Consider the following 26969-nt stretch of genomic DNA (forward strand, 5'->3'; position numbering starts at 1 on the left):
CCGTATACCTGTATCTAGTGGAGCCTATCTATGCAGAATCATGGCAATTCCCGCCCCAGCGCGCAGCAACTTCTGGAGCTCCATCTCAAACACGAGATGGATGCCTTTGACACGGATCGGTTTATGGCGTGGGCGGATGAAGAAATAAGACGCCTCTATGTCTGGCTATCAGCGATTCCACTGAACCACCTCGTGGATGCCGACCAGATTAAAAAGGAGATTGAGAAAAATGTGGTGGAACGGGACGTTCCCCCTGCGGTGGCTGAATGTGCCGGTGAGGCGTCCACCCGCCTGTTTACCTCTGAAATGCATGGAAACACCAAGGTTCGTGAGATTTTTTCCACCAAGCTTTTTGAGGAATTTATCGATAAATTGCTGGAGCTTCAGGAACAGCGCCATAACGGTCTGAACACCCTGATCGATCTGCCGATTTATAAGGAGTTGATTTCAAACGTCTTATATCAGGCTATTTTGCGCTATATCTATGAAACCAACTTCCTGAGCAAGAACGTTCCCGGGGTGTCCTCGATGGTCAAGATGGGGCGCAAAGTGGTCAACCGGACAGCACCCAAATTGGAAAATACAGTTGAAGAGAGCGTTAAATCCTATATTGCCTCCAACCTCGGTTTTTTACTGCGAAAGAGTAAAACGTTTCTGAATGAATCGATGACCGATGAGCAGCTGAAATCGTCGGCGATGGACCTTTGGGATCTGGTTGAAGATAAGCGCCTGGGTGATATTCAGCAGGGGATGGATAGCCTGGATTTGTCAGAGTTTGTGGTTCTTGGATATGAATTCTGGCTGGCCTTCAGAAAGACGTCGTATTTCAGAGACAGTTATGAACTGGTTGTGGATTATGTTTTTGAAAAATATGGCGAGTCTGAACTTGGCTTGCTGTTTGAGGATTTCCAGATTACGCCGGAACGGATTCTGGAGGAAGTGGAAAGATTTGCTCCCCGGTTGTTAACGGTAATGAGGTCAAGTGGGCATTTGGAAGGCGTTATCCGGCGGCGCCTTGAAAGCTTTTATCATTCAGTTGAGATTGAGGCATTGCTCTCCTGAGTCACGTGATTTCAGCGCTTTTTGCACACCTTACTGTGTATATCTACCTGCTGCCTTTCGGGTCAGCAGGATATCTGCATTTTTCATTCATCTTGAGATATGCGTCGTCACCAAACCAATACAATGAAGTTTAATCTCCGTAATCATTGACAGTGCTCCCATAAATACATCAATTTGAACCCATCATATTGCCAACACCTAAGCCTTAACAGGCTTTATGCGAGAGTCTTAAATTCATCAAGACAATGGCAGGATTAGCATGACAAGGGGAACCTTCAAGAAACCAGGGCAGCTGCTAAAAAGTGACGGCATGGAACGTCGGGTCGGCATTGAAGTTGAAATGTCCGGAATTGAATTGCTGACCATTGCCGAAAAAGTGGTGGAGCAGTTTGGAGGGACAATTGCCAAACGCTCGCCCTACGAATATGACGTGGAAGGTACTGCTTTCGGCAAATTCAAGGTGGAGCTCGATTTCGGGTATTTGACCAAGTATGGACGGGAGCGTCTGTCTCCGGGAATGGATAAAGCCGGTGAACTGGAGTTAATCGCATCAGACGCCTTGGGAGCCTTGGCCAAGAATATTGTTCCCTGTGAGCTGGTGGCGCCGCCTATAGAGATCAGCTACCTGCAGGAGCTGGATGGGGTGATTGAGCGACTGCGTAGTGCCGGTGCCCAAGGGACTCGCGAAAGTGCATTGTTTGCTTTTGGTGTCCATTTGAACCCTGAGCTACCGGACCTTCATTGCCAGACAATACTGCATTATCTCAGAGCATTTCTGTGTCTGGCCGATTGGCTGGTATACAAAGAGGAAGTGGTTCTGAGCCGTAAGCTATCCCCGTTTATCCGCGCATTTTCCAACGAATATATTGAGATGGTGCTGGATGAAGCTTACAACCCGAAATTGACCGAACTGATTGATGATTACCTGGAATTCAACCCGACCCGGAATCGGGTAATGGATATGTTGCCGTTGTTTGCCTATCTTGACGAAGAGAGAGTGGTGAATATGGTTGGCAATCAGAAACTGCGCAAACGTCCCACGCTTCATTACCGGCTGCCCAATTCGGATATCGATAATCCCCACTGGGGAATCTGGAAATGCTGGAATGACTGGTGGCAGGTGGAAGAGTTAGCCAATGATCCAGCCAGATTACGCCAGGTATGTGAAGGATATTTCTATAATCATAAGCTGTTGTCCAAAGAGATCATGACGCCCTGGAAGGAAAAAGTTAAAACATGGCTGATCGTCCCGACATAGGTGTTACCGGCCCTGACGATAAATACCCGCTTTCCTGGTGGGCCACGCGGATGGCCGTTTCAATGGCCGGAGGCAATGCCGTGCGGCTGACACCCAACACCTACCGGGAGCATCAGAAAGAACGTTTTCGAGGCATTATTATCGGAGGCGGAAGCGATATCGATCCTTCGTTGTACGGCGGTGAGGATAACGGTCTAAGTAAGATCGACAAAGCCCGGGATGATTTTGAAATTGAGATGATTGAGCATGCCCTGGACACCCACTTGCCGATCATGGGTATTTGCCGGGGTGCGCAACTGATTAACGTTGTTCTGGGGGGCAACCTTCATCCTGACATCCGGCCAATACGGAATCGTACTTCCAACCGTAGAACGCCATTTCCTATGAAAACTGCGATTTGCACGGATATCGGTAAAATCCACGCGTCCATAAAAACGGAGAGATGGCGCATTAACAGCTTGCACCATCAAGCGGTGGACGAGTTGGGAAAAGGATTAAGAATTGTGGCCCGTGATCTCGATGATTTTGTGCAGGCAATAGAATCAGATGTGCATCCCTATCTCATCGGAGTTCAGTGGCACCCAGAATATTTGCAATATATTTCCAAGCAGCGCCGTCTGTTTCGCCGGTTAGTGGAAGAGGCTATGGGCTCCAGGGCAGAGGTGCTATATACCTGAGCCTTATTTCTGTCCACGCGTAATTTCTGTGCATGTGTAATATCGGAACATGATTGTGTTTGATTATTTGCTGATTTTTTCCAGCGCCTTTCTGGCGGCAACGTTACTGCCTTTCTACTCAGAAGTGTTGGTTGTCGCCCAGTTGATGAAGGAACCCGAAGCCTGGTTCATGATTCTGTTGGTCGCTTCAATCGGCAACACGCTGGGGGCTGCGGTAAACTGGCTTCTTGGGCGTTATCTGCTGCACTATCAGGATCGTAAATGGTTTCCGTTCAAAACCAATCAGCTGCAAAGGGCTCAGCAGTGGTTCCAGAAATATGGTGTCTGGTCATTGTTGATGGCCTGGGCGCCGGTGGGAGGAGATGCACTGACGTTCATTGCCGGCATCATGAAAGTCAGGTTCTGGATATTCTTTCTGTTGACGTTTACGGGTAAAGCCGTGCGCTATGCCGTAGTGATCTATTTTACCAATCTGACACTGTTCTAGTGCCTGCCCACACTCTGCGATCAGCTTTGCATGGGCAAGGTCTGTGTGTCCTAAGGCAGTTCCTGACCGGCAGATGCTTCGTAAATCTGGTACCAGTCTTCCCGGGACATTTGCAGTTTGGCTGAGGAGACGGCACTTTCAATTCGCTCCCACGAACCGCTGCCGATGATAGGCAGGATATTGGCGGGGTGTTTTAGAAGCCAGCTCAATGCCACCTGGTCCAGGTGTGCTCCTCCAAGATTGTTACCCACTTCCTCCAGTGCCGTGCGGACATGAGACGCCCGGGTGGTGGTGTCACTGAACAGGCGACCGCCTGCCAGACTGGACCAGGCCATGGGGCAACGACCCAGCTGTTGAGCCTGGTCGAGGGTGCCGTCTGTCAGTGGCGGAAGATGCAGCACAGATACTTCCACCTGGTTCGTGACCAGGGGAAAAGCAAGTCGGGACTGCAGCAGATCAAACTGCCGCGGTGTGAAATTGGACACGCCAAAGTATTTCACTTTACCACTGGTATTCAGTTCACTGAAGGCTTCAGCGACTTCATCTGCACACATTAACGGGTCAGGGCGGTGGATAAGCAGAACGTCCAGATAATCCGTGCTCATCTCCTTTAAGGAGTTTTCTGCAGACTGAATGATATGAGACTTGGTGGTGTTGTAGGATTTGGATTTATGCTGAGGACGCCGGTCAGACACCAGCTGTATTCCGCATTTACTGACCAACTCAATTTTCTCTCTCAAATGAGGTGCCTGTTTCAGTGCCTGTCCAAACAGGGGCTCGCAGGCAAAGTCACCGTAAATGTCGGCATGGTCGTGTGTGGTTATGCCCAGGCTCAGACAGTCTTCGATGCGTTGCTGGATATCGGCCGCAGACATTTTCCATTCCGCCAGTCTCCACCAGCCGTAGATGAATCGGGAAAAAATCGGGCCGTTATGGCATACGGGAATTCTTTGCATGATCAAGCTTCCATATCTGCAGGGTGAGCCTTAATTACCCGGAACTTCCAATACCCCGGCCTACACTTCGCAGGCTCAATATTTGATGTCTGTTCAAGGTCTTAGTTTAGCTCTAATACAGCTTAAAGCGCTGAAACATCCTGAGCTTCAAATAACCTGAAGCTCAAAACCAGCATAAAGCTTCAAACGGCCTAGGCCTCAAACGATAATAGACGTAAAAGTCCGGGACTAACTTATGAATAAGTATAACCACTTAGCGAGAACCTTGGGTGAATTTCTCATGTAACAAAGTCTTTCAGGCAAGTGGACTAAGCTCTTGCTGTGTATCTCCGGACCGAAAGATCCGTTTGAAAAAACTGAATTGAATTTATCCGTAAATACTCTAATCTTTTTTGTCCTTTTAAAGTGATCGGCCACTCAGGCTGACGAACTCTTTTGGTATTTTAATGTCTGTAGCTCCCCCTCTTTCTTCCAGTAGCAAAACAGTATCCACTGCCAAGCTAACTTTTATGTTGGCCTCGGCTGTGGCGATAGGTCCTTTTGCCATTGATACCTACCTGCCGGCTTTTCCCAGTATCGCTGAAGGAATAGGTATTGATATTCATGAAGTCTCCCTGACAATCAGTGTATACATTTTTTTCATGGCCATAGGCCAATTGCTTGGTGGACCGGTATCAGACCGTTATGGCCGGAGACTGGCAATGATGGTCGGGTTGATCATCTTTATTGTATCGAGCCTGATGCTGGCAATGAGTCATTCACTCGCATCGTTATTGTTCTGGCGTGCCCTCCAAGCCTTTGGGGGAGGTTGGACATCCGTATCGATACCCGCCATTGTGAGGGACCGATGCAAAGGCAAAGAGGCCGCGAAGCTGTTTTCCATGATCGGGTTGATCATGATTATCGCCCCGGCGATTGCTCCCACTGTGGGCAGCACTATTCTGGCGTTTTCGGGATGGCGTAGTATTTTTATTTTCCTCGCTCTATATGGCGCAATCGTCGCCGTTAGTCTTTGGTTTGGCTTGTTTTCGAAAGTTCCACCCAGTCGACCCAAACACCAGGAACGACTTCTACGCAGCTACTGGAACGTCATACTGCAGCCTATGGCTGTCAGGTTTATTGTGATCCAGGCGATGGCATTCAGCGTCATGCTGACCTTCCTGACCCATGCATCCTTTATTTATCAGGAATGGTTCGGTTTATCGGCTTATGCCTTTTCCCTGTTGTTTGCCGGCAATATTGTGATCATGGCGGTGATGAATATTGCGGGGCGAAAACTATTGGCTGTTTTTGAGCCGGTGCAGGTGGTTAAATTTGGCGTGTCTGCACAGGTGCTGGCAGTATCGATGCTGGTGGTGTCAGCCCTCTGGCTGCCCAGTCTCTATCTTTTTGCACCGGCACTGATGCTGGCTGTGGGCTCTCTTGGGGCCGTGGCACCCAATATCCAGGCCAGTTATATGCATTTCTTCGAGCACAACAGTGGCACGGCTTCGGCTCTGTTGGGGGCGATTCCCATGATACTCACCGGCCTCATTAGCGGGCTGTCCACGCTGTTGTCAGACGGCACCCTCAATCCTATAGTACTGCTTATGTTGGTCTGCACGATTACCGGGCTGGTGCTGGTTTGGAGAGCCCCTGTTTTCTATCGAAAAGAGCTGGCCAAAGAGTCTTGAGGCCCACACACACTGGCCGATTTATCAAATTGTATTGTCAGGAGTCAGGGTTATGGATATGGGGTTACAGGGCAAAACCGTGATGGTGGCGGCTGCCAGTTCAGGGCTGGGCCTGGCGATTGCACGCCAATGTGCCCGGGAAGGGGCTAACTTGTCGATCATGAGCCGGTCGCAGGAAAAAATTCATGCAGCAGCAGAGAGTATCCGACAGGAAACCGGTGTGACTGTACTGGCACAAGCGGTGGATGCTCTGGACCCGGAAGGCATTCAGGTATGGTTCGACAAGACGGTAAGGGATCTCGGCACACCGGATGCCGTGTTGGTGAATGCCGGGGGACCACCTGCCGGACAGTTCGATGATTTTGATGATGTTGCCTGGCAGGCGGCTTTCGACCTGACGTTGATGAGCAGTGTACGAATGATTCGCTGTGCGCTGCCGCATATGCGTAAGGCGGGCAGGGGCAGTATTGTCGTGATTACCTCATCGTCGGTGAAAGAGCCGATTGATATGTTGTTACTGTCCAATGTTATGCGTACCGGGGTGACCAGCCTGGTGAAAAGCCTCTCACGGCAGTACGCGGGAGAGGGCGTTCGACTGAATACCATTATCCCGGGTCGTATTGATACCCCCAGAGTTCAGGCGCTGGATATTACCGCTGCAGGCAAGAAAGGAATCTCCGTTGAGACCCAGAAGACGGCTTCGGAAGGGGGAATACCTCTTGGTCGCTACGGAGACCCACAAGAATTTGCCCGGGCGGCCTGTTTTCTGCTCTCAGAGGCCTCCAGTTATATCACCGGTACGGCTCTGGTGGTGGACGGAGGATCGATGAAATCGTTATTTTAAGCCAAGTTAAAGAATTGCGGTTACACTTAAACTTATAATGCAGCTCATTTGCAGACAGTGGCCCGGTATCTTATCTGTAAGTGACGGCAGCCTGCTGTACAAATAACTACTTGCTGTACGAATAACTACCTGCTGTACGAATAACTATTAGGTGCGAGTTTAGGTGATTAGAGCGATTGTGGCACTTTACCGGCATGGTAAAGAGGGGGCGGTTGTCCACGCCCATCCTCTACGGGTGCTGGCCTGTCTGATTGTTCTGCTGATGCACTGCGCCATACTGGGCACCAGTGTGTCGGTTGGCTTGTGGTCTATCCTTCTGATTCATACCCTTCTGTATCCTCATATTATTCATCTATTCACCCGCACCGAGCGGGATGAGCGTCGAAATATTCTGCTGGATAACTTTGCCTACGGCGCTTCAATTGCTATCTGGGGTTTTAATCCGCTGGTAACCGTGGCCATGGTCAGCAGTGCCACGATGGCCAATTTCAGCGCCGGAGGTTTACGTCTGTTGTTCTCCGGCACCGTCGGCATGTTGCTGGGAATGGCGATGGTTGCTGCCACCTACGGCTTCTATTTCCGTGAAACTCTTTCCCTGTTTGCCACCATCCTGGCCTGTTCCGCGCTGTATATCTACATGCTGAGCCTGGGTGGGATGTTCTATAAAGTGAACCAGAAGCTGATACGGGTGAAAAACCGTCTTGCCAGGCAGAAGGAGACCCTGCAGGACATCAGTGAGCTGGCGCAGCGGGTGAATGCCCATCTGGAGCTGGACGACATCATGAAGCCCGTCCTGGCCACGCTCCGGCAGATGTATTCCTTTGAGCAGGTATACCTCACGTCTCTGAGTGATGATGGGCAATGTGTGTATATTGAACGCAGCTACGGATCATACGTCTCCCAGGACATTCTTGAAGAAGTGGTCGGTATGGGCTTCTCCACCGAAGAACATGCCAGAAGCATATTTGTATGGCCGCTGTTGAAAGACCGGGAAGTCTATATTCCTAAAGCCATCCGTCCTGATCCGAATATTGCTCCTCCGATTGATATGGAGCTCTATGAACTCAAAGCGCCGATTTCTGTTGCCTATTTCCCTCTCCATGTGGAGAACAAGGTGATTGGCGGTTTTGCCATATTCAACTATGACCAGCCCCTGGACCTGGATGACCTGGCCTTTCACACCATTGGCGAATATCTGGTTCAGGTTGGGACGGCGATCCGTAATGCACGTTTGCTTGAACGGGAAAGAGTGGCTCGCGAGCAAGCGCTGCAGGCGCAATATGCCGCAGAGGAGTCAGAGAAAGCCAAGAGTCGTTTTCTCGCCAACATGAGTCATGAAATTCGAACGCCCATGACAGCGATTCTGGGCTATGCCGAATCTCTGCTGGACCAGAACATCAGTCTCAAGGAGCGGCGTCAGTTTGCATCGACGATCATTCGCAGTGGCCGGCACCTGTTGACCATCATCAACGATATTCTGGATATATCCAAAATTGAAGCCGATCAGCTGGAAGTAGAGCGAATTGACATCAACATTGCCAATCTGGTTGAGGAGTTAAGATCCCACCTGGGGATGCGGGCGAGTGAGAAAGGACTTACTTTTTCAATTACGCCGGTCTTTCCATTGCCGAAGATGTTTGTCTCGGACCCCACCCGTCTCAAGCAGATCTTGTTCAATCTCGGTTCCAATGCCATCAAGTTTACTCATCAAGGCAGGATTGATATTCGGATCGCATACGATCAGGCCCGACATCTGCTGTCTTTCGCGATAGAGGACACTGGCATCGGTATGACGACCGAGGAACTGGATAAAGTATTTGAACCCTTTGTTCAGGCAGACTCCTCAACGACCCGGCAGTATGGCGGAACCGGTCTGGGTCTCCATATCTCACGGGAACTGGCAAAACTGCTGGGAGGAAAAATTATCGCCAGCAGTCGTAAAGGGCAGGGCAGTTGTTTTGTGCTGACGGTTGATCCGGGGCCGGCAATAGGAATGAAATGGCTCAAGAGCTATGAGGAGCTAGAGCAGGCAACAGAAACCACATTGCTTGAAGCCGATCTCGTCATTCCTCAATTAAAAGGCAGGATTTTGTTAGCCGAGGACAACGAGGATAACCAGCAATTGATTTCCCGGTTGCTGAAGCAGGCGGGGCTGGAGGCCAAAATCGTCAGCAATGGCAGGGCGGCAATTGAGGCAGCAGAGCAAGAGAGTTTTGATCTGATATTACTGGATATTCAAATGCCCGAAATGGGAGGTGAGGATACTGCAAGGCAGCTGGTGAAAATCCATACCCGTGTTCCGCTGATCGCCATTACGGCGAACGTCATGAAGCATCAGGTGAATGACTATCTGAAAGTTGGTTTTGATGACTACATCGCCAAGCCGATCAACCGCAGGCACTTCTATCAGGTGATCAGCGAACACTTACAGCCCAAGACCTATGAAAAATCCTGCAGCATTCTGATTGTGGAGGATAACATCACCAATCAGATGCTCCTCAAGCGGCAAGTGGAAGGCGCTGCTGCCCATGCCGAGATCAAGGTGGCCGTGAATGGTCATGATGCGGTGGATATTGCCTCCAGATACCCCCAGGATCTCATCATCATGGATATTCAGATGCCTGGCATGGACGGTATGGAAGCGCTGAAACTATTGCGTAAGCAGGGATATACCAGGCCAATCTATATGCTTTCCGGCAATGCGGCTCCCTCGGATATACAGGCATCCCTGGAAGCCGGTGCCAATGGCCATTTGTGCAAGCCCGTATCGCGAGACGAACTGCGGCAGGTATTGTTCCGCCACTTAGGGTAGTGGGGTAGTAGGATAGTAGGCTAGGTCCGGGTTACTTGGTCCCGTAGATACGGTCTCCTGCGTCACCTACGCCGGGTCTGATATAAGCATGATCGTCCAGATGATTGTCGATGACACCAGCAAAAACCGGGACATCAGGATGCTCCTCCCGGAACAGGGCCAAACCTTCCGGCGCGGCAAACAGACACAGGAAGCGGATTTCACGCGCCCCCATTTCCTTGATCTTATGCACGGCAGCGGTGGCTGAATGTCCTGTGGCCAGCATGGGATCAACACAGATCACCGTGCGCTGATCCAGATCCGGTGGCATCTTCACGTAATACTCTATTGGCATCTTTGTCTGCGGATCACGATAGAGCCCGATATGTCCGACCCGGGCCGAGGGGGAGAGCTTGAGCACCCCTTCCGCCATGCCGTTGCCGGCTCGCATGATGGTGACCACGCACATTTTTTTTCCTTTCAGGACCGGGCTTTGTGTTTTTTCCAGCGGCGTTTCAACCTCGATCAGTTCGGTTTCCAGATCACGGGTTGCCTCGTAGCCAATGAGAATGCCGAGCTCTTCCACCAGCATTCTGAATTCCCGCGTTGGAGTGTGCTTGTCGCGAAGGCTGGTCAGTTTATGTTGCACAAAGGGATGGTTGACCTGGTAAACACCAGTAAATTTTTCCACCAGGGAAGTCAGCGTCATATCCGTGCTCTCTTATCGGTCAAAGGTAATGAACCACATCGAGGTGGTCTGGTTCTCTTCTATCGTTCATTTTTGTCCGGTTAGAACAAAGTGCCATCGGCTCGATATTTGATGGGGGGATCTCCATTGGGGGTTCGGGCGAAAGCCAGCCGGCGCCCTGCCGTCCAGGTGCCGCCTTCCAGAATTTGGGCCTGAGACAGTTTTATGCCTAGGCCGGTCAGACGTTCGTTAATCAGAGGTGAAAGCTCATCAATGACGGCAACCGTCATAGCCCGCAGTTCCACAACCTCGGGATCGGCGGGGTTGAATTCCAGTTGGCTGAAGTCCTCTCTGCGCGGTTTGAGAACCCCCATATCCAACAGCAGGCCTCCGTTGCGGTATTCCGCCAGGGCCGTAAGAACATGATCATCCGTCGTGGTAATGCCGGTGAGATGCCAGGCTTCGGTTAATGAATACAGCATCCATTGGGTGAGTTTATGAAAGGGGATTAAGTTGGCACCGGGCTCGTTTTTGCCCACTCCTGGATATTCCCAGACATCGCCCAGAGGGACTTCTCCCGGGATTCGTTCCGGCCAGATGACAGCCAGCAGTTTCAGCAGTTCCTGGAAAGCGACATCAATCGATAAAGGCTCCTGGGTCATGCTCTTCAGATAGTCGACCAGTCGTCCCAGGCGGCCTTCACGGCCGAATATCGCAGGGCAGGTGGCAACCATTCGTCCTAATTGATGCAGCAATGACAAGCGGGCTTCGAGGCCGATGAGAGGGTTGTCGTCCGATACCTGGAAACATTCCGCCAATTGCTCCAGACTCAGGGAAGTTAACCCCGAAGCGTCGATATGGTAAGGCTTGCGAATGGAGGAAAGGTAGCCGGAACCATAGAGATCCAGGCTTGCAAGACCCAGCCCTTCCGAACGTGAATAGGTATCAGCGGCGGATTTGTCGTTTGTAGAATAATCACGATAGCGCCAATCAGCGCCGGCGCCGGCATCCAGCAATACGCTGACCATGGTCAGCTCGGTGGCACTGCGCTGCAATTCGCTGGACTCGTTTGAACCTTTTTTTTGAGCCGGACTATCGGTAATTTTCTGGGCGATCCCCGCCCAGCGGTCCACGCCGCCAGCGGAAAAATGGCGCCAGCGACTGTGCGGTGGTACTTCCAGATCAGGGTAGTTATCTCTCGCTACCTCAATGACGTAGTCGGCCACCGCCGGGAGCTTTTCGGGGAAGTATTCGTAACCGATCAAGTCTCCACGGCGGGCTATCTCCAGTACTTCACGGCATCGTGAGCGGATGGTGTCGGCACGCCACAGATGCAACTGCACATCGCTGTAGGCGGTGTTGTCGTTAGCTGCCGGTCTATCCGTCTGATTCATATTAATAAGCCTCCAGGTCACGGCCGAATTTCTTGTCCAGATTTTCGTCGCTGACAACTTTACCGTCGGAAAAGTACCCCGCGGCCATCTTGGCATCTATCTCGACTTTGGCATCCTCGGGAATCATATCGTCCGGGATGGTGATGCGGTTTTTGATCTGAATACCCTGGCTGGTCAGAGCGTCAAACTTCATATTGCTCATGGAAGCCATGTAATCAATTCGGGTGACGCCCAGCCAATGCAGCGGGTCAGGCATCAGCGGCTGAAAGCGCATATCCTCCACCCCGGCAATACATTCCGTTCTCTGGAAGTAGGCTGATGCGCGGTCTCCTCCAACCTGACGCTTACGGGCGTTATAAACCAGGAACTTGGTGACCTCGCCCAGGGCGCGGCCTTCCTTGCGGTTATAAACAATAATGCCGACGCCACCCTGCTGAGCGATGCGGATGCAAACTTCTATGCCATGAGTCAGGTAGGGCCGACAGGTACAGATGTCCGAACCAAACACATCAGATCCGTTACATTCGTCGTGCACCCGGCAGGCAACCTCCCGGGAGGGATCCTGAATAGCCGTATGATCTCCGAACATATAAATGGTCGTGCTGCCGATGGGGGGAAGGAAAACGGATCGGTCCGGCCTGGTTATCAGCTCTGGAAACATCCCGCCGGTATGTTCAAACATGGCTTTGCGCAAAGTGGTTTCATCCACGCCGATACGGCGGGCGATCCCTGGCAGATGCCATACGGGTTCAAGTGCGATTTTTGTGACATTGGCCTCACCACTGGGCAGCAGAATCTGGCCGTCTGCCTTGATCAGTCCCTGGCGCACTGCATATTGAATCTCTGGTATGGTGATACGCGCCTTGGTAATGGCGATGGTCGGCCGGATATCCATTCCCAGTTGGATCTTGTCTTTGAAGTCAATGGCTACCCGGTGTCCCCAGGGATCAATGGAAACAATCTTGTCCTGCTCACTCCACTGAGGGTGAGGTCCTAACTCTATGACCGGTTCAGTATTGGTCAGATCAGGCTTGTGCAGGGGGGAAAGATCCCCTTTGGCGACCGCCATGGCTCTGTAAACACAATAGGAGCCCGCATGGGAACCAATGGTGTTTTTATCTGCGGGATTAGTGATCGTGCCGATAATGGGACCCCGATCCAAGATATTGGGTGCCCCCCAGAGTACCGGATGCTTTACACCACTGTGAGTATGTGATGTTAACGAAATGGCTCGAACATTTTTGTTTACTGCCATAGCCCTATCCTCAGCTGATCGGTGCGCCTTCACCGACATGATTAGTCGTTTATTACCCCTCAGGGAAACTGCCGTAATGACTTCCTGGACTGCTCCTTTTTCTTGCCTGTATGTTTTATGTACTACTTTTTTACTTCAATGTCATGACTTCAGCTCGAAACATTTCGCGCTGCATTTTTTATTCCAATCCTTGACTGTTTGGTCAGGATTCAAAGAATACTCCCTCTATCAGCTCATTGAGAGACTATTGTAAAGCCTCTTAGGCCGTCACTAAGTTGTCGATTTAGTCAGTTTTGGTGATTGAATACGCTAAAATGCACCGCAATCGGGCGCTTGGTTGAGTGTGGCGTTTGTCCGCAAACTCTGAGCGGCGCTGCGAGCGCCTGGTGGAGCCTGTTCTGAATAAGCATGCTCTGTATAAGTGAGCTAACATCAAGGGCATAACTATTGCTGTACTCCTTAACGGATAAAGTCTTCACTCACTCCATATTAACCCGGCAGCGTAGCTGGATTAATATTCAGTGAAAGCCCAGTGCTTTATTACAGTATAGTTCTTCTTGATCAAATAGTTCCTGTTGATCAAATAGCTCTTTGTGATCGAATAGCTCTTTGTGATCGAATAGTTCCTCTTGAGCAAAGTGGCCGGTTAGCCAGTTGGTGTCTCTGAATGTCTGATGACTGTCTTCAACCTGCGCCCATGAAAAAAAGCAAAAATGTCCGGAGAATCCATATGCCTGTCTACGAAATTCAACACCCCCTGATTCAACACAAAATTGGCCTGCTACGAAGGGAAGATATAAGCACCAAGAATTTTCGCGAGCTGGCGCAGGAAATTTCCGCTTTACTGACATACGAGGCAACCAAGGACTTTGCGTTGGAATCAGAAACGATCAAAGGATGGGCGGGTGATGTCGTCGTACAGAAGTTGTCAGGTAAAAAAGTGACCGTCGTGCCGATTCTCCGGGCGGGCCTGGGAATGCTTGATGGGGTGTTGTCGCTGATTCCCGGCGCTAAGGTGAGCGTGGTCGGCCAGGTTCGAAATGAAGAAACGCTTGAAGCCAGCACTTATCTTGAAAAGCTGGTTGGCGAACTCGACCAGCGGCTGGCGATGATTATTGATCCCATGCTGGCGACAGGTGGTTCGCTGAATTCCACCATCGACTTGCTGAAGAAGGCCGGCAGCGCGGAAATTCGAGCGCTGGTCCTGGTGGCGGCACCTGAAGGCATTAAAGCTGTGCAGGACAGGCATCCTGATGTTGATATATATACGGCCGCAATTGACAGTCATTTGAATGAGAAGGGGTACATTTTACCGGGCTTGGGGGATGCGGGCGATAAAATATTCGGTACCAAACAGAAGGATGTTTAACAATGAATGACTCCCAGATACAGTCGCCTGTTAACTCAGGGGTTATTGATGACAGGCACCTGAATGATCCTTTGTGGAAGCAGCTATTGGCTGGAGCCCAAATGTTGTTCGTGGCGTTTGGTGCTTTGGTCCTGATGCCGCTGATCACCGGATTGGATCCTAATGTCGCACTATTCACTGCCGGTGTCGGTACGCTGTTGTTCCATATCATTACCGGAGGACAGGTGCCGATCTTCCTGGCCTCGTCGTTCGCATTCATTGCTCCGATCATTGCGGCAAAATCCACCTACGGTTTACCGGCGACACTCGGTGGTCTCATGGCGGCCGGACTGGCCTATATGGTGTTTTCTGCGGTGATAAAAATCCGGGGCACCGATATCCTTGACCGGATACTGCCACCGGTGGTGGTCGGCCCGGTCATCATGTCCATCGGCTTGGGATTAGCGCCGGTCGCCGTGAATATGGCAATGGGGAAAGCCGGGGACGGCTCCGCACAGCTGGTTCCCTATAACACTGCGTTGATGATTTCCATGCCGGCGTTGCTGGTGACCCTGGTGGTTGCTGTCGTGGGCAAGGGAATATTCCGTCTGGTGCCGATTCTGGTGGGCGTCGCCTTTGGTTATGTCCTGGCTGCGCTCTTCGGTGTGGTCGATACCGGTGTCGTAATGCAGGCAAGCTGGCTGGCGCTGCCTGAGTTCGTCGCTCCGGAACTCAACTGGAGTGCCATACTGTTTATGATCCCGGTCGCCATTGCTCCCGCGATTGAGCATGTGGGAGATATTCTGGCCATCGGTTCTGTTACTGGAAAAGACTATCTGCAGAAGCCGGGTCTTCATCGCACGCTGTTGGGGGATGGGGTGGCAACTGCGACTGCCGCAGCTTTTGGTGGCCCTCCCAATACGACCTATTCGGAAGTGACCGGGGCAGTGATGCTGACCAAGAACTTTAATCCGAAGATTATGATCTGGGCCGCCGTCATCGCCATACTATTGGCCTTCGTCGGGAAATTTGGCGCTGCACTGCAGACCGTTCCGGTGCCTGTCATGGGAGGCATTTTGTGTCTGCTGTTTGGTTCCATTGCTGTGGTGGGGCTGAATACGCTGATCCGGCATCAAGTGGATTTGAGCGAGGCCCGTAATCTGGTAATCGTTGGCGTCACTCTGGTCTTTGGAATTGGCGGAATGGTGATCGGGCAGGGGGATTGGAGCCTCAAAGGTATCGCTCTATGTGGAGTGGTGGCGATTCTTCTGAATCTGTTGCTGCCGGTACCGAAGGGGACAACTGCACACCATATTGAGAAAGTCGACGATCTTGTCTGAATCGGGATAGTTATTTACGTTTTATCTGACGCCGGTTTAATCCGGCGTTTTTTATTTGATATAGGCAAAAAGTTGTATCGGAAATTACTTATGCCAAAAGGCTTCTAAAAAAAAGAATGCAGGTTCACCATGAACTCCCCTGCATTGCCTAACCAGCGAAGTAAGAGGTATGGGCGTAGTAATCAGGCCAAGGAAGTAGGTCGGCCACAAGCCGACGACATAAAAAAAACACATTGCATAACATGCAATATAAAGGAGTTCGACTGATGATAATAAAGTCTAAGTACATGTCTTTCGCTCTATCTTCCGTCTTTCTTTCGACAGCTAGCAGTGCTTTTGCGGATAGTGGCAATTTTCTGGACAGATATTGGAGTGGCACTCCCACTCAATTCGAATGCAAATTCGGACGGCTGAGCCATAGTCCAATTGGATTGCCCCGTTGTATGACCGCCGAAAATATCAAGCAGCATCTTGAAATGCTGAATGATATTGCCCGCGCCAATAACGGAACCCGGGCCGCTGGCCTGAAGGGTTATGATGATTCCATTGAATATGTCATGAACACCCTGAAGAGTGCCGGATATGAGCCCAAGCTGGATACCTTCCCATTCAATGCGTTCTATCCACAAGGTCCTGGAACACTGAAAACTGTTGGTGATTCGGGTGTTGAGTATGTCTTCGAAGAAGATTTCAATTATCTGACCCAGACTGATGCTGGTGATGTCACCGGTATGGTGGAAGCGGTTGATCTGGATCTGGGTGCAGACAACGGTTCTACCAGTGGTTGTGAGCCGGAAGACTTTGACGGATTCACTGCTGGGAATATTGCTTTGGTTCAGCGTGGAGCCTGTAGCTTCCAGCAAAAAGCTGAAAACGCAGCAGCTGCTGGTGCAGTGGGTGCCATCATTTTCAATCAGGGCAATACTGATGACCGTAAAGGGTTGATCAACGCAACCTTAAGCGATGATTACTCCGGCAACATTCCGGTATTCTTCGCCACCTACGACAATGGCGTGGCCTGGTCCGAAACAAAAGAGCTCTCCATGAACATGGTGGCTGATGTGGTTCGCGTACAAACTGAAACTGTGAACGTCATTGCAGAAACCCGTGGCGGCGATCCCGACAACGTGGTGATGATCGGTTCTCACCTTGACTCTGTGTTTGAGGGTGCCGGCATCAATGATAACGGTTCTGGCAGCGCGGCCAACCTGGAGCTGGCAATACAAATGCGTGATGCCCGCGTCCATAACAAGGTCAGATTCGCCTGGTGGGGAGCTGAAGAGGCTGGTCTGGTAGGTTCAACTGATTATGTTCAGAATCTGCCTCAGGAAGAGAAAGACAAGATCAAGGTTTATCTCAACTTTGACATGATCGCGTCTCCCAACTATGCCTACATGATCTATGACGGTGACGGATCTGACTTCGGCCTGGAAGGTCCAGCAGGTTCTAAAGCCACTGAAAAGTTGTTCGAAGAATACTTCAAGATCCGCGGTCTGCCATCTGAAGGCACTGAAATCAGTTTCCGTTCAGACTATGCCCAGTTCTTCCAGGACGGTATTGCCTTCGGCGGATTGTTCACTGGTGCTGAAGTGCCCAAGACTGAAGAGCAGGCTGCAAAGTATGGCGGTGAGGTAGGCGTTGCACTTGACCACTGCTATCACCAGGCTTGTGACGATATCAACAACATCGACATGGAAGCTCTGGAAATCAACGGTGACGCGATTGCGTTTGTCACCAGCTGGTTATCCCGCTCCACCAGATTGCTCGACGAGGAAATTGAAGCAGCAAATGCACCCACCATGTTCCGCATGATGAAGTCTGTTGCTTATGACAATGACCACTGGGGCAAATACTGGATCAAGTAAGCGTTTTGCTTGAGCAATAAAAAAGGGCCATTTGGCCCTTTTTTTTGTGTAGTTTCCCGTTTAGCCGACTTTGAGCTCCAGATTGGCTCCCCACTCAGTTTCGTAGCGGCCGACAGCAGTTAACAATGCCTGCAAGGTAGCTGTGGTCGTGTCTTCCGCCAATGCGGCAGCGGTAATCACCTGATCGTTGATTTCCACATTGATACAAGCCAGTGCGTTGGCATTGGTGCCTTCGCTCAGGGCATATTCATCATAGGCATCGACTTTGATCGTTACATGGAAGCGGTTTTGGATTGCTTCTGCCAAAGCTTCGACAGCGCCATGGCCGAATCCTCTCAGTCCGGAGACAATTGCATCCTCTCCAAACTCAACCTGGGCCTGAACGCCTTCATCGGTACGGTGCAAATCATAGGTGCGCAGACGCCAGCCCTTCGGAATGTTGAGGTACTGTTCTTCGAACAACCGATGGACCGTGTGCGAATCGATTTCGCCCCCGGTTTCTTCAGCCGCTTTCTGAACGACTCGTGCGAATTCTATCTGTAACCAGCGGGGCAGGCTGATGTTGTAGTCCCGTTCCAGAATATGGGTGACGCCGCCCTTTCCGGACTGGCTGTTAATGCGTACCACTTCCTCATATCGACGTCCCAGATCCGAAGGGTCGATAGGCAGATAGGCGACATTCCAGATATCGTCCGGCTTGCGTCGGTGCAGACACTTCCGGATGGCGTCCTGGTGGCTTCCGGAGAAAGCCGTAAAGACCAGCTCTCCAGCATAGGGGTGGCGCGGATGTGTACTGATTTCGGTACAGGACTCTACCGTCTCTATAATCTCGGCCATGTTGGATAAATCCACTTCAGGATCCACTCCCTGTGAGTACAGGTTCATGGCCATGGTGACCAAATCCATGTTGCCGGTACGCTCACCATTCCCCAGCAGTGTCCCTTCAATACGGTCGGCACCCGCCATGACGCCGAGTTCCGCCGCGGCCACACCGCAGCCACGGTCATTATGGGTATGCAGACTGATCACAACATGTGGGCGATATTTCATGCTGTCACATATCCATTCAATCTGATCCGCATAGACATTGGGGGTTGCCATCTCGACCGTGGCCGGAAGGTTGATAATTACCGGTTGTCCCTGATCGGGGCGCCAGACATCATTGACGGCATCCACGACTTCCACTGCGAAATCCAGTTCAGTTCCGGTAAAGCTTTCCGGTGAATATTCAAAAGTCCATTCTGTATCCGGATAGTTCTCAGCATGGCGCTTCACCTCACGAGCACCCTGTACGGCAATGCTCTTGATGCCTTCACGGTCCAGGCCGAATACCTGTTCGCGCTGAACCGTGGATGTGGAATTGTAGACATGAACAATTGCTCTCTTGACCCCTTTAAGGGCCTCATAGGTGCGGGCAATCAGTTCGGGGCGTGCCTGAGTCAGTACCTGAATGGTCACGCCTTCGGGAATTCTGTCTTCTTCAATGAGTTTGCGGCAAAAGTCGAAATCCGGTTGGCTGGCGGCCGGAAAGCCGATTTCAATCTCTTTGAAACCGCATTTTGCCAACAAATCGAACATCCGTTGTTTCTGATGAACGTTCATGGGCTTCACCAGTGCCTGATTACCATCGCGTAGATCCACGGCACACCATAGCGGCGCTTTATCGATCACTTGATCAGGCCAGCGACGGTCGGTTTTGCGGATTGGTGTAAACGCTTGGTATTTGCGATGGTCAAAGCTCATGGTCAGATCCTTGTAATAGATTCACTCAATTATCACTATGTCGTGGTGTTACTGGTGGCGGGTGGCTTCCCATCCCGCCTTTCAGAAAGCAAGACCGCTTATGGCAATGTTGTTTTCCGGCGTGCATCCGGCTTGTGGCCGTGGCAACTCTATTCCCTGGTAATTCAAACACCTGGCCTGACTGATAGTCGGGTAGAGGAATAACTTTCACTTTGTGAGTGTGAGGCATAGTGTAAGAAAAGCTCTGCGCAATGTGTTTGCGAACTTTGTTCTGTTTGGATTATATTTGGCATTAAATTTCGTCTATTGACAAAAAATTGGAATTATCTGTCTCTATGTCTGAGAAGCTTGTCAAAATCGATCGTATAGATCGTCGTATCCTGGAATGTCTGCAAAAGGATGGGGGGCTATCCAACCAGGAGCTTGCCGAGAAAGTCGGGCTGTCTCCCTCTCCCTGCCTCAGAAGAGTGAAAGCGCTTGAAGAGGCGGGAATTATTCTGAAGCGGGTAACGCTACTGGAACGCAAAAAATTGGGCCTGGCACTTACCGTAGTCCTCTTGATTGGCATGGACCGCCATACGCCGGAGAGATTTGAGGAATTTGAAAGGCGGGTGGGGGAGCTGTCGGAAGTTCAGGAATGCTATCTGATTACAGGGCAGGACGCGGACTACATGCTGAAGGTAGCGATCCCGGATATGGATGCGTACCATGTTTTTCTGCTAAACAAAATCACCCGAATCCCCGGGGTCAGCGGCGTGCATTCCAGTTTCGTGCTGAGGCGGGTTATCGACAGTACAGAGTTACCCTTGGAATACTGTTAAACAGACATATTATCAAGCAGATAAGAAACACATTAATGGTTCTGCTTGGCATGAGTAAGCCAAGTTGGAATGCAAACCAAGCGAGCATGAATATACTGTTGCTCTGAATATATTAAGTCGGCCCGAATTAACGGTTGGTCTAAGTAAGCTGCTGGCCTGAATAAAAACTGAGTTGGAATGAATGATGGAATACCTGCATACCATGGTGAGAGTGTCCGATTTGGAAGTCTCCCTGGATTTTTACTGTAACAAGTTAGGACTGGTTGAAGTCTCCCGTAAAGACAGTGAAAAAGGACGTTTCACCCTGGTCTTCCTGGCGGCTCCCGGAGACATTGACAGTGCCCGTGAAAATAAGGCTCCTATGGTGGAACTGACCTATAACTGGGATGCTGAGGAATATACCGGAGGGCGAAACTTCGGACACCTTGCCTATCGGGTGGACAATATTTACGACACTTGCCAGAAGCTGAAGGACAATGGTGTGATTATCAATCGCCCTCCCAGAGACGGCTATATGGCCTTTGTCAGGTCCCCCGATAATATTTCCATTGAGCTGCTGCAAAAAGGAGAACCTTTACCTCCTTCGGAACCCTGGCTTTCCATGAAAAATACCGGATCCTGGTAAACGATCAGGGAAACACTTCCTGGCGAATCGTTTCCGACAGCCATTTGGGAATGAAATCCTCCAACCAGAATTCGGTTTTCCACGGAATCCAACTGCCGGTCACGAATCCGACGTGACCGCCGAAAGGCGTCAGCACCAGGGATACTTTTTCAGGGCATTCATCAGGTGTTGGCGCTACATCATCCGGCATGAACGGGTCGTCAATCGCGTGAACCAGTAATGTCGGGGTCTGTATATAGGGCACATATTGCCGGGCGCTGGAACGTTCATAGTAATCCGTTGCCGAGGTGAATCCGTGTAAAGGTGCCACCACTCTATTGTCAAATTCCCAGAAGCTTTTCACATCGGACAAAGGACCGAGATTCTCCAACGTCTGCCAATGTTGATGTTGCCCTGTATGGAGGAACATCGACTTCTTTTGTTCTATACCTTCGGTGAGTTCTGTGATCAGCCGCTTGCGGTAAACCTTGGAGAACCCCTGATCCAAACGGGTGGAGCATCTGGCCAATTCGTAAGGAGCTGAAACAATGACGGCTGCATTGATGATGCTCTGTTTTTCCTGCTCTCCCAGCCACTTACACAGGGCGTTTGCGCCCAGTGAGTAACCGATGGCGATGATTGGCCGCTTAGGGAATCTCTGCCGCATTGTGGTTAGCACGAAATGGATATCGCCTGTCTCGCCGGAGTGGTAGGCCCTGGGCAAACGATTCGGGCGGCCGGAACACCCACGAAAGTTTACTGCGACTGAAGTCCAGGTTTGTTCCAGCAGCGCCTGTTGCATTCCGAGTATGTACGTACTGCTGCTGGAACCGGTCAGACCGTGAAACAGGACGACCAGTGGGCAATAGTCAGTGCCACAATAATAGTCAGTGTCAGAACGCGCTTTCCCGGTGGGTAGGTGATACCAGTCCAGGTCAAGAAAATCGTTATCAGGGAGTGTCAGACGTTCTCTTTGTCGGAACAAATCTGGTGGCTTGCGAAACAGGGGCGCCCAGAGAGTCTGAAGGTGCGCGTTGCGCAACCAGGGAGCAGGTTGGAAAAGCATGAGGAATCCGACTTGTCCTTTTGAGTCTGTTGTCAGTGTGGGGTTCAAGCATACGAGTCACGACCCAAAAAATCATCCTTTGTTTTAATCATGAATCCAGCTACATTCATGAAGTATCCAACGATTTGAAAACAGGAGATATTTTATGGATCCATTCATGCAGGCGGCGATCGAAGAGGCCCGAAAAGGATTGGAAGAGGGAGGCATTCCTATTGGCTCCGTCATCGTTCATGACGGCAAAATTATTGGTCGGGGGCACAACCGCAGAGTACAGCAGGGAAGTGTTGTTCTGCATGGGGAAATGGATGCCTTTGAAAATGCTGGACGACTGCCGGCCAAGGTATATCAGGAATGCACACTCTATACGACGCTGTCGCCATGTCCCATGTGCTCGGGAGCAATACTCCTTTATGGCATACCCAGGGTTATTGTGGGAGAAAACAAAACCTTTATGGGGGAAGAGGAATTGCTTCGGTCCCGTGGGGTTGAAGTCTCGGTACTGCAGAATGAGGAATGTATTGGGTTAATGAACGAACTGATTGAGAAAGCACCTGAGTTGTGGAATGAGGACATCGGCGAATAGCGTTCGTTTGTGGATGACAAGCTGCAGGTTGCCAGGAAAAAACTGCAAAGGTTCCGGAGAAGAGTTTTCTGAGGAGAATCAAACCTATCAGAAGTTGAGCTGAAGGCGACTTCTGTGAGTAACCATGATGGATCATTGGTTGCTCTTTATTTAAAAAGTGAATCGCTATTCAACTTTTGAAAAGGCCGGACTATAATGGCGGGAACTGACCATTGAATAACCAGTAAGCGAGCCCTCTTATGACCGGCAAGATACCGATGGCTGAAACCCACGAGGTTTTCAATCAACCGACTCCCCTCGAAAACTACAATGCTTTCAACAGTGATCGTGTATTGCAGAACTACGTTGAAAAATTTGGCGGGGCCTGGGGGCAGGATCAATTAGCTGCGTACGGCGATAAAGTCGGTCATGAACTGCTGAGAGCGGGATTTGACGCAAACGGCCATAAACCGGAGTTTCAATCCCACGACCGGTTTGGTCGCCGGATTGACCAGGTGAACTATCATCCGGCTTATCATCAGCTGATGCAGTCTGCGATTGAAGCCGGTCACCACAGCCTTCCCTGGACCCATTCCGTTCCGGGAGCCCATGTCGTAAGAGCGGGTATCGAATACATGCACAGTCAGGCGGATCCTGGAAGCGGCTGCCCTCTGACCATGACGTTTGCCAGTGTTCCGGCACTTCAGCATCAACCGGATATCGCGAAGCAATGGCTGCCTAAAATCCTTGTCAATACCTATGATCCCCGCAACGTTCCGTTCTTTGAGAAACAGGGCCTGACGATCGGTATGGCAATGACGGAAAAGCAGGGCGGGTCGGATGTGCGGGCCAATACTTCGAGAGCCCGTCCCATCGGACAAGCGGGTCCAGGGCAAGCGTATGAGATCGTGGGGCATAAGTGGTTTTGCTCGGCGCCGATGTGTGATGCTTTCCTGGTGTTGGCTCAGACTGACGGTGGCTTATCCTGTTTTCTGCTGCCGCGCTGGCGTCCTGACGGCAGCAAAAATGCCATGTATGTTCAACGTATCAAGAACAAGATGGGTAACGTCTCCAACGCCTCTTCAGAAGTTGAATACCGTGGAGCTTTTGCCTGGATGATCGGGGAAGAAGGGCGGGGTGTTCGTACGATTCTGGAAATGGTGGCCATGACAAGGTTTGACTGCATGGTCGGATCTTCGGCCATCATGGGGCTGGCAACCGCACAGGCGATTCATCATACCGGCGGACGAAGTGTGTTCGGCAAAAATCTGCATGAGCAGCCGTTGATGCAGAATGTACTGGCGGACCTCGCCATTGAATCTGAAGCGGCACTGGCCATCAGTATGCGTCTGGCCCATGCGCTGGATAATCCGCAGGATGAAGCAGAACAGCTGCTGATACGCATCGGCACAGCCGTCGGGAAGTACTGGATTTGCAAGCGGGCTGCCCAGCACACTTATGAAAGCATGGAGTGTATCGGCGGTGTCGCGGTGGTGGAAGATAATGTCCTGGCCCGCTTATATAGAGAGTCGCCCATCAATGCTATTTGGGAAGGTTCCGGCAACGTCCAGTGTCTCGATGTGGCAAGGGCTATACAGCGGGAACCCCGGGTTGTGGATGCCTTTATCCAGGAATTGGAGAAAGCGAAAGGCCACTATGAGGAATTCGATACCAGCCTGCATGATCTGAAACAGGTGTTTTCACAACCAGGCGTAGAGGAAAGCCAGCTGCGTCGGGTGGTGGAAAACATGGCGCTACTCTGGCAGGGTGTGACACTCATTCAATATTCTACAGCCGAGGTTGCGGGGGCGTTCATACAAAGCCGTCTCCGTGATGGAGGTCATATGTACGGAACGTTAGGGCAAGGCGCGGACCTTGGAGCAATTATTCAGCGTGCAAGACCAGGCTTATAGCAGAATATTTTGAGCGCGATTTAATTTGCGCAAGCTCTCAACGACATTAGTCTTCCGACCGGTGAGGATCCTGCCGGAAGACTTCGTGAGTCAAGGGGCTAGTCTTTTTTACTGTTTATGGCACTGGAGTGCGTCAAAGCTCTCTTTTGTAACCGGTAACTCGCACTCCAGTAGAACTGAGCCGCCCTCAAGAAAGTAGTAATCAAAAAGTATATTTACGTGATTATTTTCAATACTGATGTCTTCCACGAATGCCCCGCTTGAATCCTTTAAGCTCAGCATCTCACCATCATAAGGGATCTCGCTAATCGTCAGGGTTTGTATGGCTTCAAAGTTAGGACGGGAAAGCAATTCAAATTGCACGGTAGGGTTGAGTTCCATATTGTGCTGGATAATTCTGACAATCTGACCATTCACAATTTCGGTTTGAACCTGGCTTACAGAAGCCGGAATCCCTGTCGTTTCAGTCAGTGCTGAACAGGCGATTGGAGAAAGTAGAAGTAAACAGAAAAGTCGTCTCATATGTTGCCTACTTGGCTTTTTCTAAGTAAGTATTGCGGCGATTAAAGCGGTCTTTGGGGACTGCCGGCCAGTTAGTTTTGCTCTTTAGCTGTGTTTTAAAGTCTGCAAGACTATTGTCCGCAATGCTCTTCTGAAAGTTGTTGATTGCTTTAATGAGTTTTTCGTCGCACTTTTCCTCAACTGTGAATGTATCTTCTTTACTAATGCGAGAATACACATTGATTAAGGCTTTGATTAGCTTGACGTCTATTGATGCATTTTTACCGTCTTTGCCGACAGAGTCTCGTAGCTTGAGAGAGCCCATGAAGGTTGACATGCGTCCTTGCATCGCGTTTATTTGGTAGCGATGAGAATACAGTGTCGTATTATGCAGAATATTCGTTCCCTGATGTGGCCGACTGGTGTGTTAAACATGCTGGCGTGGTTGGCGTTTATTGGATTCTGGACTCCACTCTCTGCTGCCGCATGTGAAAAAATCAGGGTGGTTGGCTCTGATCAATGGATACCCTTCGCCTACACCTCTCCTGATCAACCGGACAAGCCTATTGGTATTGCTTACGATGTGGTACGTCTTCTGGGAGCTGATCTGGGAGTGTCGGTTGAAATCGATGTCGGGATTCCATGGCGGCGGATTGAGCTGGAAATGGACAATGGAACTGCAGATTTATTGGCGGGGAATTACTGGACGGAGCAGCGTGCCAAACGCTGGGCTGTCACCCGTGATTTTGCGTCCGATAAAGTTCATGTATTTGTTCGAAAAGGGGAAGAATTCAGTTACTCCAGCCTGTCTGACCTGATCGGCAAGGCTGGCGTTATTCCTGCCGGAATTAGTCTGGGTCAGGAGTTTGACAGTTTTAAACCCAATCTCGATATTTATGAGGTCAAACAGCACACCCAGATGATTGAGATGCTGATGAAGAGGCGTCTGGACTATATGATTCTTCCTCTGTATAGCGGAAACCTGAAAATCAAAGCACTTGGTTATGGGGAAGGTATCTCCGTGCTACCCACGCCGGTGAGTGTCAATTCCGTCCATTTGTCCCTGTCTCGAGAGTCGTCATGTGTGGTACTGCTGGAGAAAATGAATAGGCAGATTGAGCGTCGTGTCGCCGACGGGAGCATTCAGGCCATTATTTCCGCTTATCAATAGCGTTGTCACTGAGGCGAATCAGTTTATTCGGTCGAATGAAATCGTTGGTTTGTCGTTCATGCCAGGGCACTCGTCTGAGAAATACCAGACTTTACCTTCTTGCAGCCCAACAGTGCCGTCTACCAATTCAAAGCAGCTGTTTTTCCCTACTTTGACAAACTGCCGACCCATATGATCCTCGTAACTGACGATTTGGTCGTCAGGGTATTGGCCGGGTTGATTGTATATCTTTGCCTCCTCAATGGCTTTGGCTACACGCCGATCAAAGTGAGCGGTAGTCGATTTGTCTTCTTCCACCGCGATTTCGCGGGCCATCGTCAGGGCATTGTCCAGTAACGAGGTTCCCAAAGACTCTTCGGAAGCTCTCTCATGATCCGCTTGGCTCGATGAAGGATAAGAGGGAGAAGATGATAGTGAAGGTGGGTTGGCGGGCGGTGGCTGATCGATCGTTGGCACTTCAATGCGCTCTTCATTCGTTGATGCAACCTCAGGATTATTTTCTTCTGCTAAGGGCAATGCTTCAGCGGCAGGAATGTTCTGTTCACTTAAAGGTTGAATCGTAGAAAGAGGTTTGGCAGGTGACGAATCAGTCTGCACCCGGACGTTTGCAGTGTTGGTGTTTTGGCTGGACGGTTCGCTTGTTTCAGGTCGGCTGACCGGCATGTCTGAACCCCAGCCAAGCTCGATTTCCAAGGTGGATTTCGTTGGATCGGTGCCATGGCCGTCAGACGTTTTGAAAGGAATGCTCAATGCCAAAATATGCAAGAGCAGGGCGATAACCAGCGTCCACTTGAGTACGACAGAGCAAGCGCGAGGCTTTACAAAGTCGTCGTTACCCTGTTGTTCAGAAAGGTTCATCCAGGAGTTTGTGGGAAAGTTAAGGTCGCCATCCATATACGGCAATAGATCCATTTCTGAAAGCCGACATTTAACCTTATTGGAACGCCGAC

Annotated in this window: 25 protein-coding genes; 16 read left to right on the top strand and 9 right to left on the bottom strand. The window is 50.6% G+C overall.

Going from position 1 to position 26969, the window contains the following annotated elements; translation table 11 throughout:
- Nucleotides 1-30 precede the first annotated feature (30 nt).
- The 4 genes from BTA51_RS24475 (at nt 31) to BTA51_RS24490 (ending at nt 3484) form a co-directional block, all read left to right on the top strand.
- Nucleotides 31-1062: a hypothetical protein gene (locus BTA51_RS24475; RefSeq protein ID WP_094711703.1), complete on the top strand. Its 1032-nt coding sequence runs from the start codon at nt 31-33 to the stop codon at nt 1060-1062.
- A gap of 259 nt (nt 1063-1321) precedes the next feature.
- Nucleotides 1322-2320 carry an amidoligase family protein gene (locus tag BTA51_RS24480; RefSeq protein ID WP_094711704.1) on the top strand — a complete coding sequence of 333 codons (999 nt, stop codon included), beginning with the start codon at nt 1322-1324 and terminating at the stop codon, nt 2318-2320.
- A complete protein-coding gene (locus BTA51_RS24485) occupies nt 2299-2997 on the top strand; it encodes a gamma-glutamyl-gamma-aminobutyrate hydrolase family protein (protein ID WP_094711705.1) in 699 nt (232 codons plus the stop codon). The genes BTA51_RS24480 and BTA51_RS24485 overlap by 22 nt, the downstream gene beginning before the upstream one ends.
- Nucleotides 2998-3046: 49 nt before the next feature.
- Nucleotides 3047-3484, top strand: coding sequence for a YqaA family protein (locus tag BTA51_RS24490; protein WP_210404916.1), 438 nt, complete (start codon nt 3047-3049; stop codon nt 3482-3484).
- A gap of 50 nt (nt 3485-3534) precedes the next feature.
- Here BTA51_RS24490 and BTA51_RS24495 read toward each other — a convergent pair whose 3' ends face one another.
- Entirely contained in the window at nt 3535-4440 is a 906-nt protein-coding gene (locus BTA51_RS24495) for an aldo/keto reductase family oxidoreductase (RefSeq protein WP_094711706.1), read from the bottom strand.
- Between the two features lie 446 nt (nt 4441-4886).
- On the opposite strand from BTA51_RS24495, the gene BTA51_RS24500 reads away from it, so the two are divergent.
- From BTA51_RS24500 to BTA51_RS24510, 3 genes are all read left to right on the top strand, one after another.
- On the top strand, nt 4887-6113 hold the full coding sequence (locus BTA51_RS24500; protein WP_094711707.1) for a multidrug effflux MFS transporter: 1227 nt from the start codon (nt 4887-4889) through the stop codon (nt 6111-6113).
- Between the two features lie 52 nt (nt 6114-6165).
- Nucleotides 6166-6957 (top strand): SDR family oxidoreductase, encoded by a 792-nt coding sequence (locus BTA51_RS24505; protein WP_094711708.1) that lies wholly within the window; start codon nt 6166-6168, stop codon nt 6955-6957.
- A gap of 163 nt (nt 6958-7120) precedes the next feature.
- On the top strand, nt 7121-9769 hold the full coding sequence (locus BTA51_RS24510) for a response regulator (protein ID WP_246841180.1): 2649 nt from the start codon (nt 7121-7123) through the stop codon (nt 9767-9769).
- 31 nt (nt 9770-9800) lie between these two features.
- On the opposite strand, the gene upp (BTA51_RS24515) is transcribed toward BTA51_RS24510, so the two are convergent.
- The 3 genes from upp (BTA51_RS24515) to BTA51_RS24525 form a co-directional block, all read right to left on the bottom strand.
- Nucleotides 9801-10457, bottom strand: coding sequence for a uracil phosphoribosyltransferase (gene upp / locus BTA51_RS24515; protein ID WP_094711709.1), 657 nt, complete (start codon nt 10455-10457; stop codon nt 9801-9803).
- Between the two features lie 80 nt (nt 10458-10537).
- Complete coding sequence (locus BTA51_RS24520) at nt 10538-11830, bottom strand: DUF1688 family protein (RefSeq protein WP_168188282.1); 1293 nt, start codon at nt 11828-11830, stop codon at nt 10538-10540.
- 1 nt (nt 11831) lies between these two features.
- On the bottom strand, nt 11832-13085 hold the full coding sequence (locus BTA51_RS24525) for a GTP cyclohydrolase II (RefSeq protein WP_094711711.1): 1254 nt from the start codon (nt 13083-13085) through the stop codon (nt 11832-11834).
- Nucleotides 13086-13815: 730 nt separating this feature from the next.
- Here BTA51_RS24525 and upp (BTA51_RS24530) point away from each other — a divergent pair.
- From upp (BTA51_RS24530) to BTA51_RS24540, 3 genes are all read left to right on the top strand, one after another.
- Entirely contained in the window at nt 13816-14454 is a 639-nt protein-coding gene (gene upp / locus BTA51_RS24530) for a uracil phosphoribosyltransferase (RefSeq protein ID WP_094711712.1), read from the top strand.
- Between the two features lie 2 nt (nt 14455-14456).
- Entirely contained in the window at nt 14457-15773 is a 1317-nt protein-coding gene (locus tag BTA51_RS24535; protein WP_094711713.1) for a uracil-xanthine permease family protein, read from the top strand.
- A gap of 443 nt (nt 15774-16216) precedes the next feature.
- Complete coding sequence (locus BTA51_RS24540; RefSeq protein ID WP_305794074.1) at nt 16217-17638, top strand: M28 family metallopeptidase; 1422 nt, start codon at nt 16217-16219, stop codon at nt 17636-17638.
- A 60-nt stretch (nt 17639-17698) separates the two neighbouring features.
- Here BTA51_RS24540 and leuA read toward each other — a convergent pair whose 3' ends face one another.
- Nucleotides 17699-19381 carry a 2-isopropylmalate synthase gene (gene leuA / locus BTA51_RS24545; RefSeq protein ID WP_094711715.1) on the bottom strand — a complete coding sequence of 561 codons (1683 nt, stop codon included), beginning with the start codon at nt 19379-19381 and terminating at the stop codon, nt 17699-17701.
- Between leuA and BTA51_RS24550 the strand changes: the two genes are divergently transcribed.
- From BTA51_RS24550 to BTA51_RS24560, 3 genes are all read left to right on the top strand, one after another.
- Complete coding sequence (locus tag BTA51_RS24550) at nt 19367-19585, top strand: hypothetical protein (RefSeq protein ID WP_094711716.1); 219 nt, start codon at nt 19367-19369, stop codon at nt 19583-19585. The two genes, leuA and BTA51_RS24550, sit on opposite strands and share 15 nt — an antisense overlap.
- A 131-nt stretch (nt 19586-19716) precedes the next feature.
- Nucleotides 19717-20202, top strand: a complete 486-nt coding sequence (locus tag BTA51_RS24555) for an Lrp/AsnC family transcriptional regulator (protein ID WP_094711717.1) — start codon at nt 19717-19719, stop codon at nt 20200-20202.
- Nucleotides 20203-20386: 184 nt separating this feature from the next.
- Nucleotides 20387-20827, top strand: a complete 441-nt coding sequence (locus BTA51_RS24560) for a VOC family protein (protein ID WP_094711718.1) — start codon at nt 20387-20389, stop codon at nt 20825-20827.
- A gap of 4 nt (nt 20828-20831) precedes the next feature.
- Here the strand turns inward: BTA51_RS24560 and BTA51_RS24565 are convergent, their stop codons facing one another.
- Entirely contained in the window at nt 20832-21872 is a 1041-nt protein-coding gene (locus BTA51_RS24565) for a hydrolase (RefSeq protein WP_094711719.1), read from the bottom strand.
- A gap of 145 nt (nt 21873-22017) precedes the next feature.
- Here BTA51_RS24565 and BTA51_RS24570 point away from each other — a divergent pair, with 145 nt between their 5' ends.
- Nucleotides 22018-22455, top strand: a complete 438-nt coding sequence (locus BTA51_RS24570) for a nucleoside deaminase (RefSeq protein ID WP_094711720.1) — start codon at nt 22018-22020, stop codon at nt 22453-22455.
- 239 nt (nt 22456-22694) lie between these two features.
- On the top strand, nt 22695-24347 hold the full coding sequence (locus tag BTA51_RS24575; protein ID WP_094711721.1) for an acyl-CoA dehydrogenase family protein: 1653 nt from the start codon (nt 22695-22697) through the stop codon (nt 24345-24347).
- Nucleotides 24348-24455: 108 nt separating this feature from the next.
- Here BTA51_RS24575 and BTA51_RS24580 read toward each other — a convergent pair whose 3' ends face one another.
- Both BTA51_RS24580 and BTA51_RS24585 read right to left on the bottom strand, forming a co-directional pair.
- Complete coding sequence (locus tag BTA51_RS24580; RefSeq protein WP_094711722.1) at nt 24456-24869, bottom strand: hypothetical protein; 414 nt, start codon at nt 24867-24869, stop codon at nt 24456-24458.
- Nucleotides 24870-24876: 7 nt separating this feature from the next.
- The gene (locus BTA51_RS24585; protein ID WP_141215671.1) at nt 24877-25185 is read right to left on the bottom strand and encodes a hypothetical protein; all 309 of its coding nucleotides are present in this window, start codon (nt 25183-25185) and stop codon (nt 24877-24879) included.
- Nucleotides 25186-25236: 51 nt separating this feature from the next.
- Between BTA51_RS24585 and BTA51_RS24590 the strand changes: the two genes are divergently transcribed.
- A complete protein-coding gene (locus BTA51_RS24590; RefSeq protein ID WP_168188283.1) occupies nt 25237-26019 on the top strand; it encodes an ABC transporter substrate-binding protein in 783 nt (260 codons plus the stop codon).
- Nucleotides 26020-26037: 18 nt separating this feature from the next.
- On the opposite strand, the gene BTA51_RS24595 is transcribed toward BTA51_RS24590, so the two are convergent.
- A complete protein-coding gene (locus BTA51_RS24595; RefSeq protein WP_168188284.1) occupies nt 26038-26931 on the bottom strand; it encodes a hypothetical protein in 894 nt (297 codons plus the stop codon).
- Nucleotides 26932-26969: the final 38 nt, after the last annotated feature.

The organism is Hahella sp. CCB-MM4 (assembly GCF_002260525.1).
Lineage (GTDB): Bacteria > Pseudomonadota > Gammaproteobacteria > Pseudomonadales > Oleiphilaceae > Hahella.

Bases quoted from the DNA above. Each gene is read 5' to 3' on its own strand.
- BTA51_RS24475 (WP_094711703.1), top strand. From the start codon at position 31: ATGCAGAATCATGGCAATTCCCGCCCCAGCGCGCAGCAACTTCTGGAG.
- BTA51_RS24480 (WP_094711704.1), top strand. From the start codon at position 1,322: ATGACAAGGGGAACCTTCAAGAAACCAGGGCAGCTGCTAAAAAGTGAC.
- BTA51_RS24485 (WP_094711705.1), top strand. From the start codon at position 2,299: ATGGCTGATCGTCCCGACATAGGTGTTACCGGCCCTGACGATAAATAC.
- BTA51_RS24490 (WP_210404916.1), top strand. From the start codon at position 3,047: ATGATTGTGTTTGATTATTTGCTGATTTTTTCCAGCGCCTTTCTGGCG.
- BTA51_RS24495 (WP_094711706.1), bottom strand. From the start codon at position 4,440: ATGCAAAGAATTCCCGTATGCCATAACGGCCCGATTTTTTCCCGATTC.
- BTA51_RS24500 (WP_094711707.1), top strand. From the start codon at position 4,887: ATGTCTGTAGCTCCCCCTCTTTCTTCCAGTAGCAAAACAGTATCCACT.
- BTA51_RS24505 (WP_094711708.1), top strand. From the start codon at position 6,166: ATGGATATGGGGTTACAGGGCAAAACCGTGATGGTGGCGGCTGCCAGT.
- upp (WP_094711709.1), bottom strand. From the start codon at position 10,457: ATGACGCTGACTTCCCTGGTGGAAAAATTTACTGGTGTTTACCAGGTC.
- BTA51_RS24520 (WP_168188282.1), bottom strand. From the start codon at position 11,830: ATGAATCAGACGGATAGACCGGCAGCTAACGACAACACCGCCTACAGC.
- BTA51_RS24525 (WP_094711711.1), bottom strand. From the start codon at position 13,085: ATGGCAGTAAACAAAAATGTTCGAGCCATTTCGTTAACATCACATACT.
- upp (WP_094711712.1), top strand. From the start codon at position 13,816: ATGCCTGTCTACGAAATTCAACACCCCCTGATTCAACACAAAATTGGC.
- BTA51_RS24535 (WP_094711713.1), top strand. From the start codon at position 14,457: ATGAATGACTCCCAGATACAGTCGCCTGTTAACTCAGGGGTTATTGAT.
- BTA51_RS24540 (WP_305794074.1), top strand. From the start codon at position 16,217: ATGACCGCCGAAAATATCAAGCAGCATCTTGAAATGCTGAATGATATT.
- BTA51_RS24550 (WP_094711716.1), top strand. From the start codon at position 19,367: ATGGTCAAAGCTCATGGTCAGATCCTTGTAATAGATTCACTCAATTAT.
- leuA (WP_094711715.1), bottom strand. From the start codon at position 19,381: ATGAGCTTTGACCATCGCAAATACCAAGCGTTTACACCAATCCGCAAA.
- BTA51_RS24555 (WP_094711717.1), top strand. From the start codon at position 19,717: ATGTCTGAGAAGCTTGTCAAAATCGATCGTATAGATCGTCGTATCCTG.
- BTA51_RS24560 (WP_094711718.1), top strand. From the start codon at position 20,387: ATGGAATACCTGCATACCATGGTGAGAGTGTCCGATTTGGAAGTCTCC.
- BTA51_RS24565 (WP_094711719.1), bottom strand. From the start codon at position 21,872: ATGCTTTTCCAACCTGCTCCCTGGTTGCGCAACGCGCACCTTCAGACT.
- BTA51_RS24570 (WP_094711720.1), top strand. From the start codon at position 22,018: ATGGATCCATTCATGCAGGCGGCGATCGAAGAGGCCCGAAAAGGATTG.
- BTA51_RS24575 (WP_094711721.1), top strand. From the start codon at position 22,695: ATGACCGGCAAGATACCGATGGCTGAAACCCACGAGGTTTTCAATCAA.
- BTA51_RS24580 (WP_094711722.1), bottom strand. From the start codon at position 24,869: ATGAGACGACTTTTCTGTTTACTTCTACTTTCTCCAATCGCCTGTTCA.
- BTA51_RS24585 (WP_141215671.1), bottom strand. From the start codon at position 25,185: ATGTCAACCTTCATGGGCTCTCTCAAGCTACGAGACTCTGTCGGCAAA.
- BTA51_RS24590 (WP_168188283.1), top strand. From the start codon at position 25,237: ATGCAGAATATTCGTTCCCTGATGTGGCCGACTGGTGTGTTAAACATG.
- BTA51_RS24595 (WP_168188284.1), bottom strand. From the start codon at position 26,931: ATGGATCTATTGCCGTATATGGATGGCGACCTTAACTTTCCCACAAAC.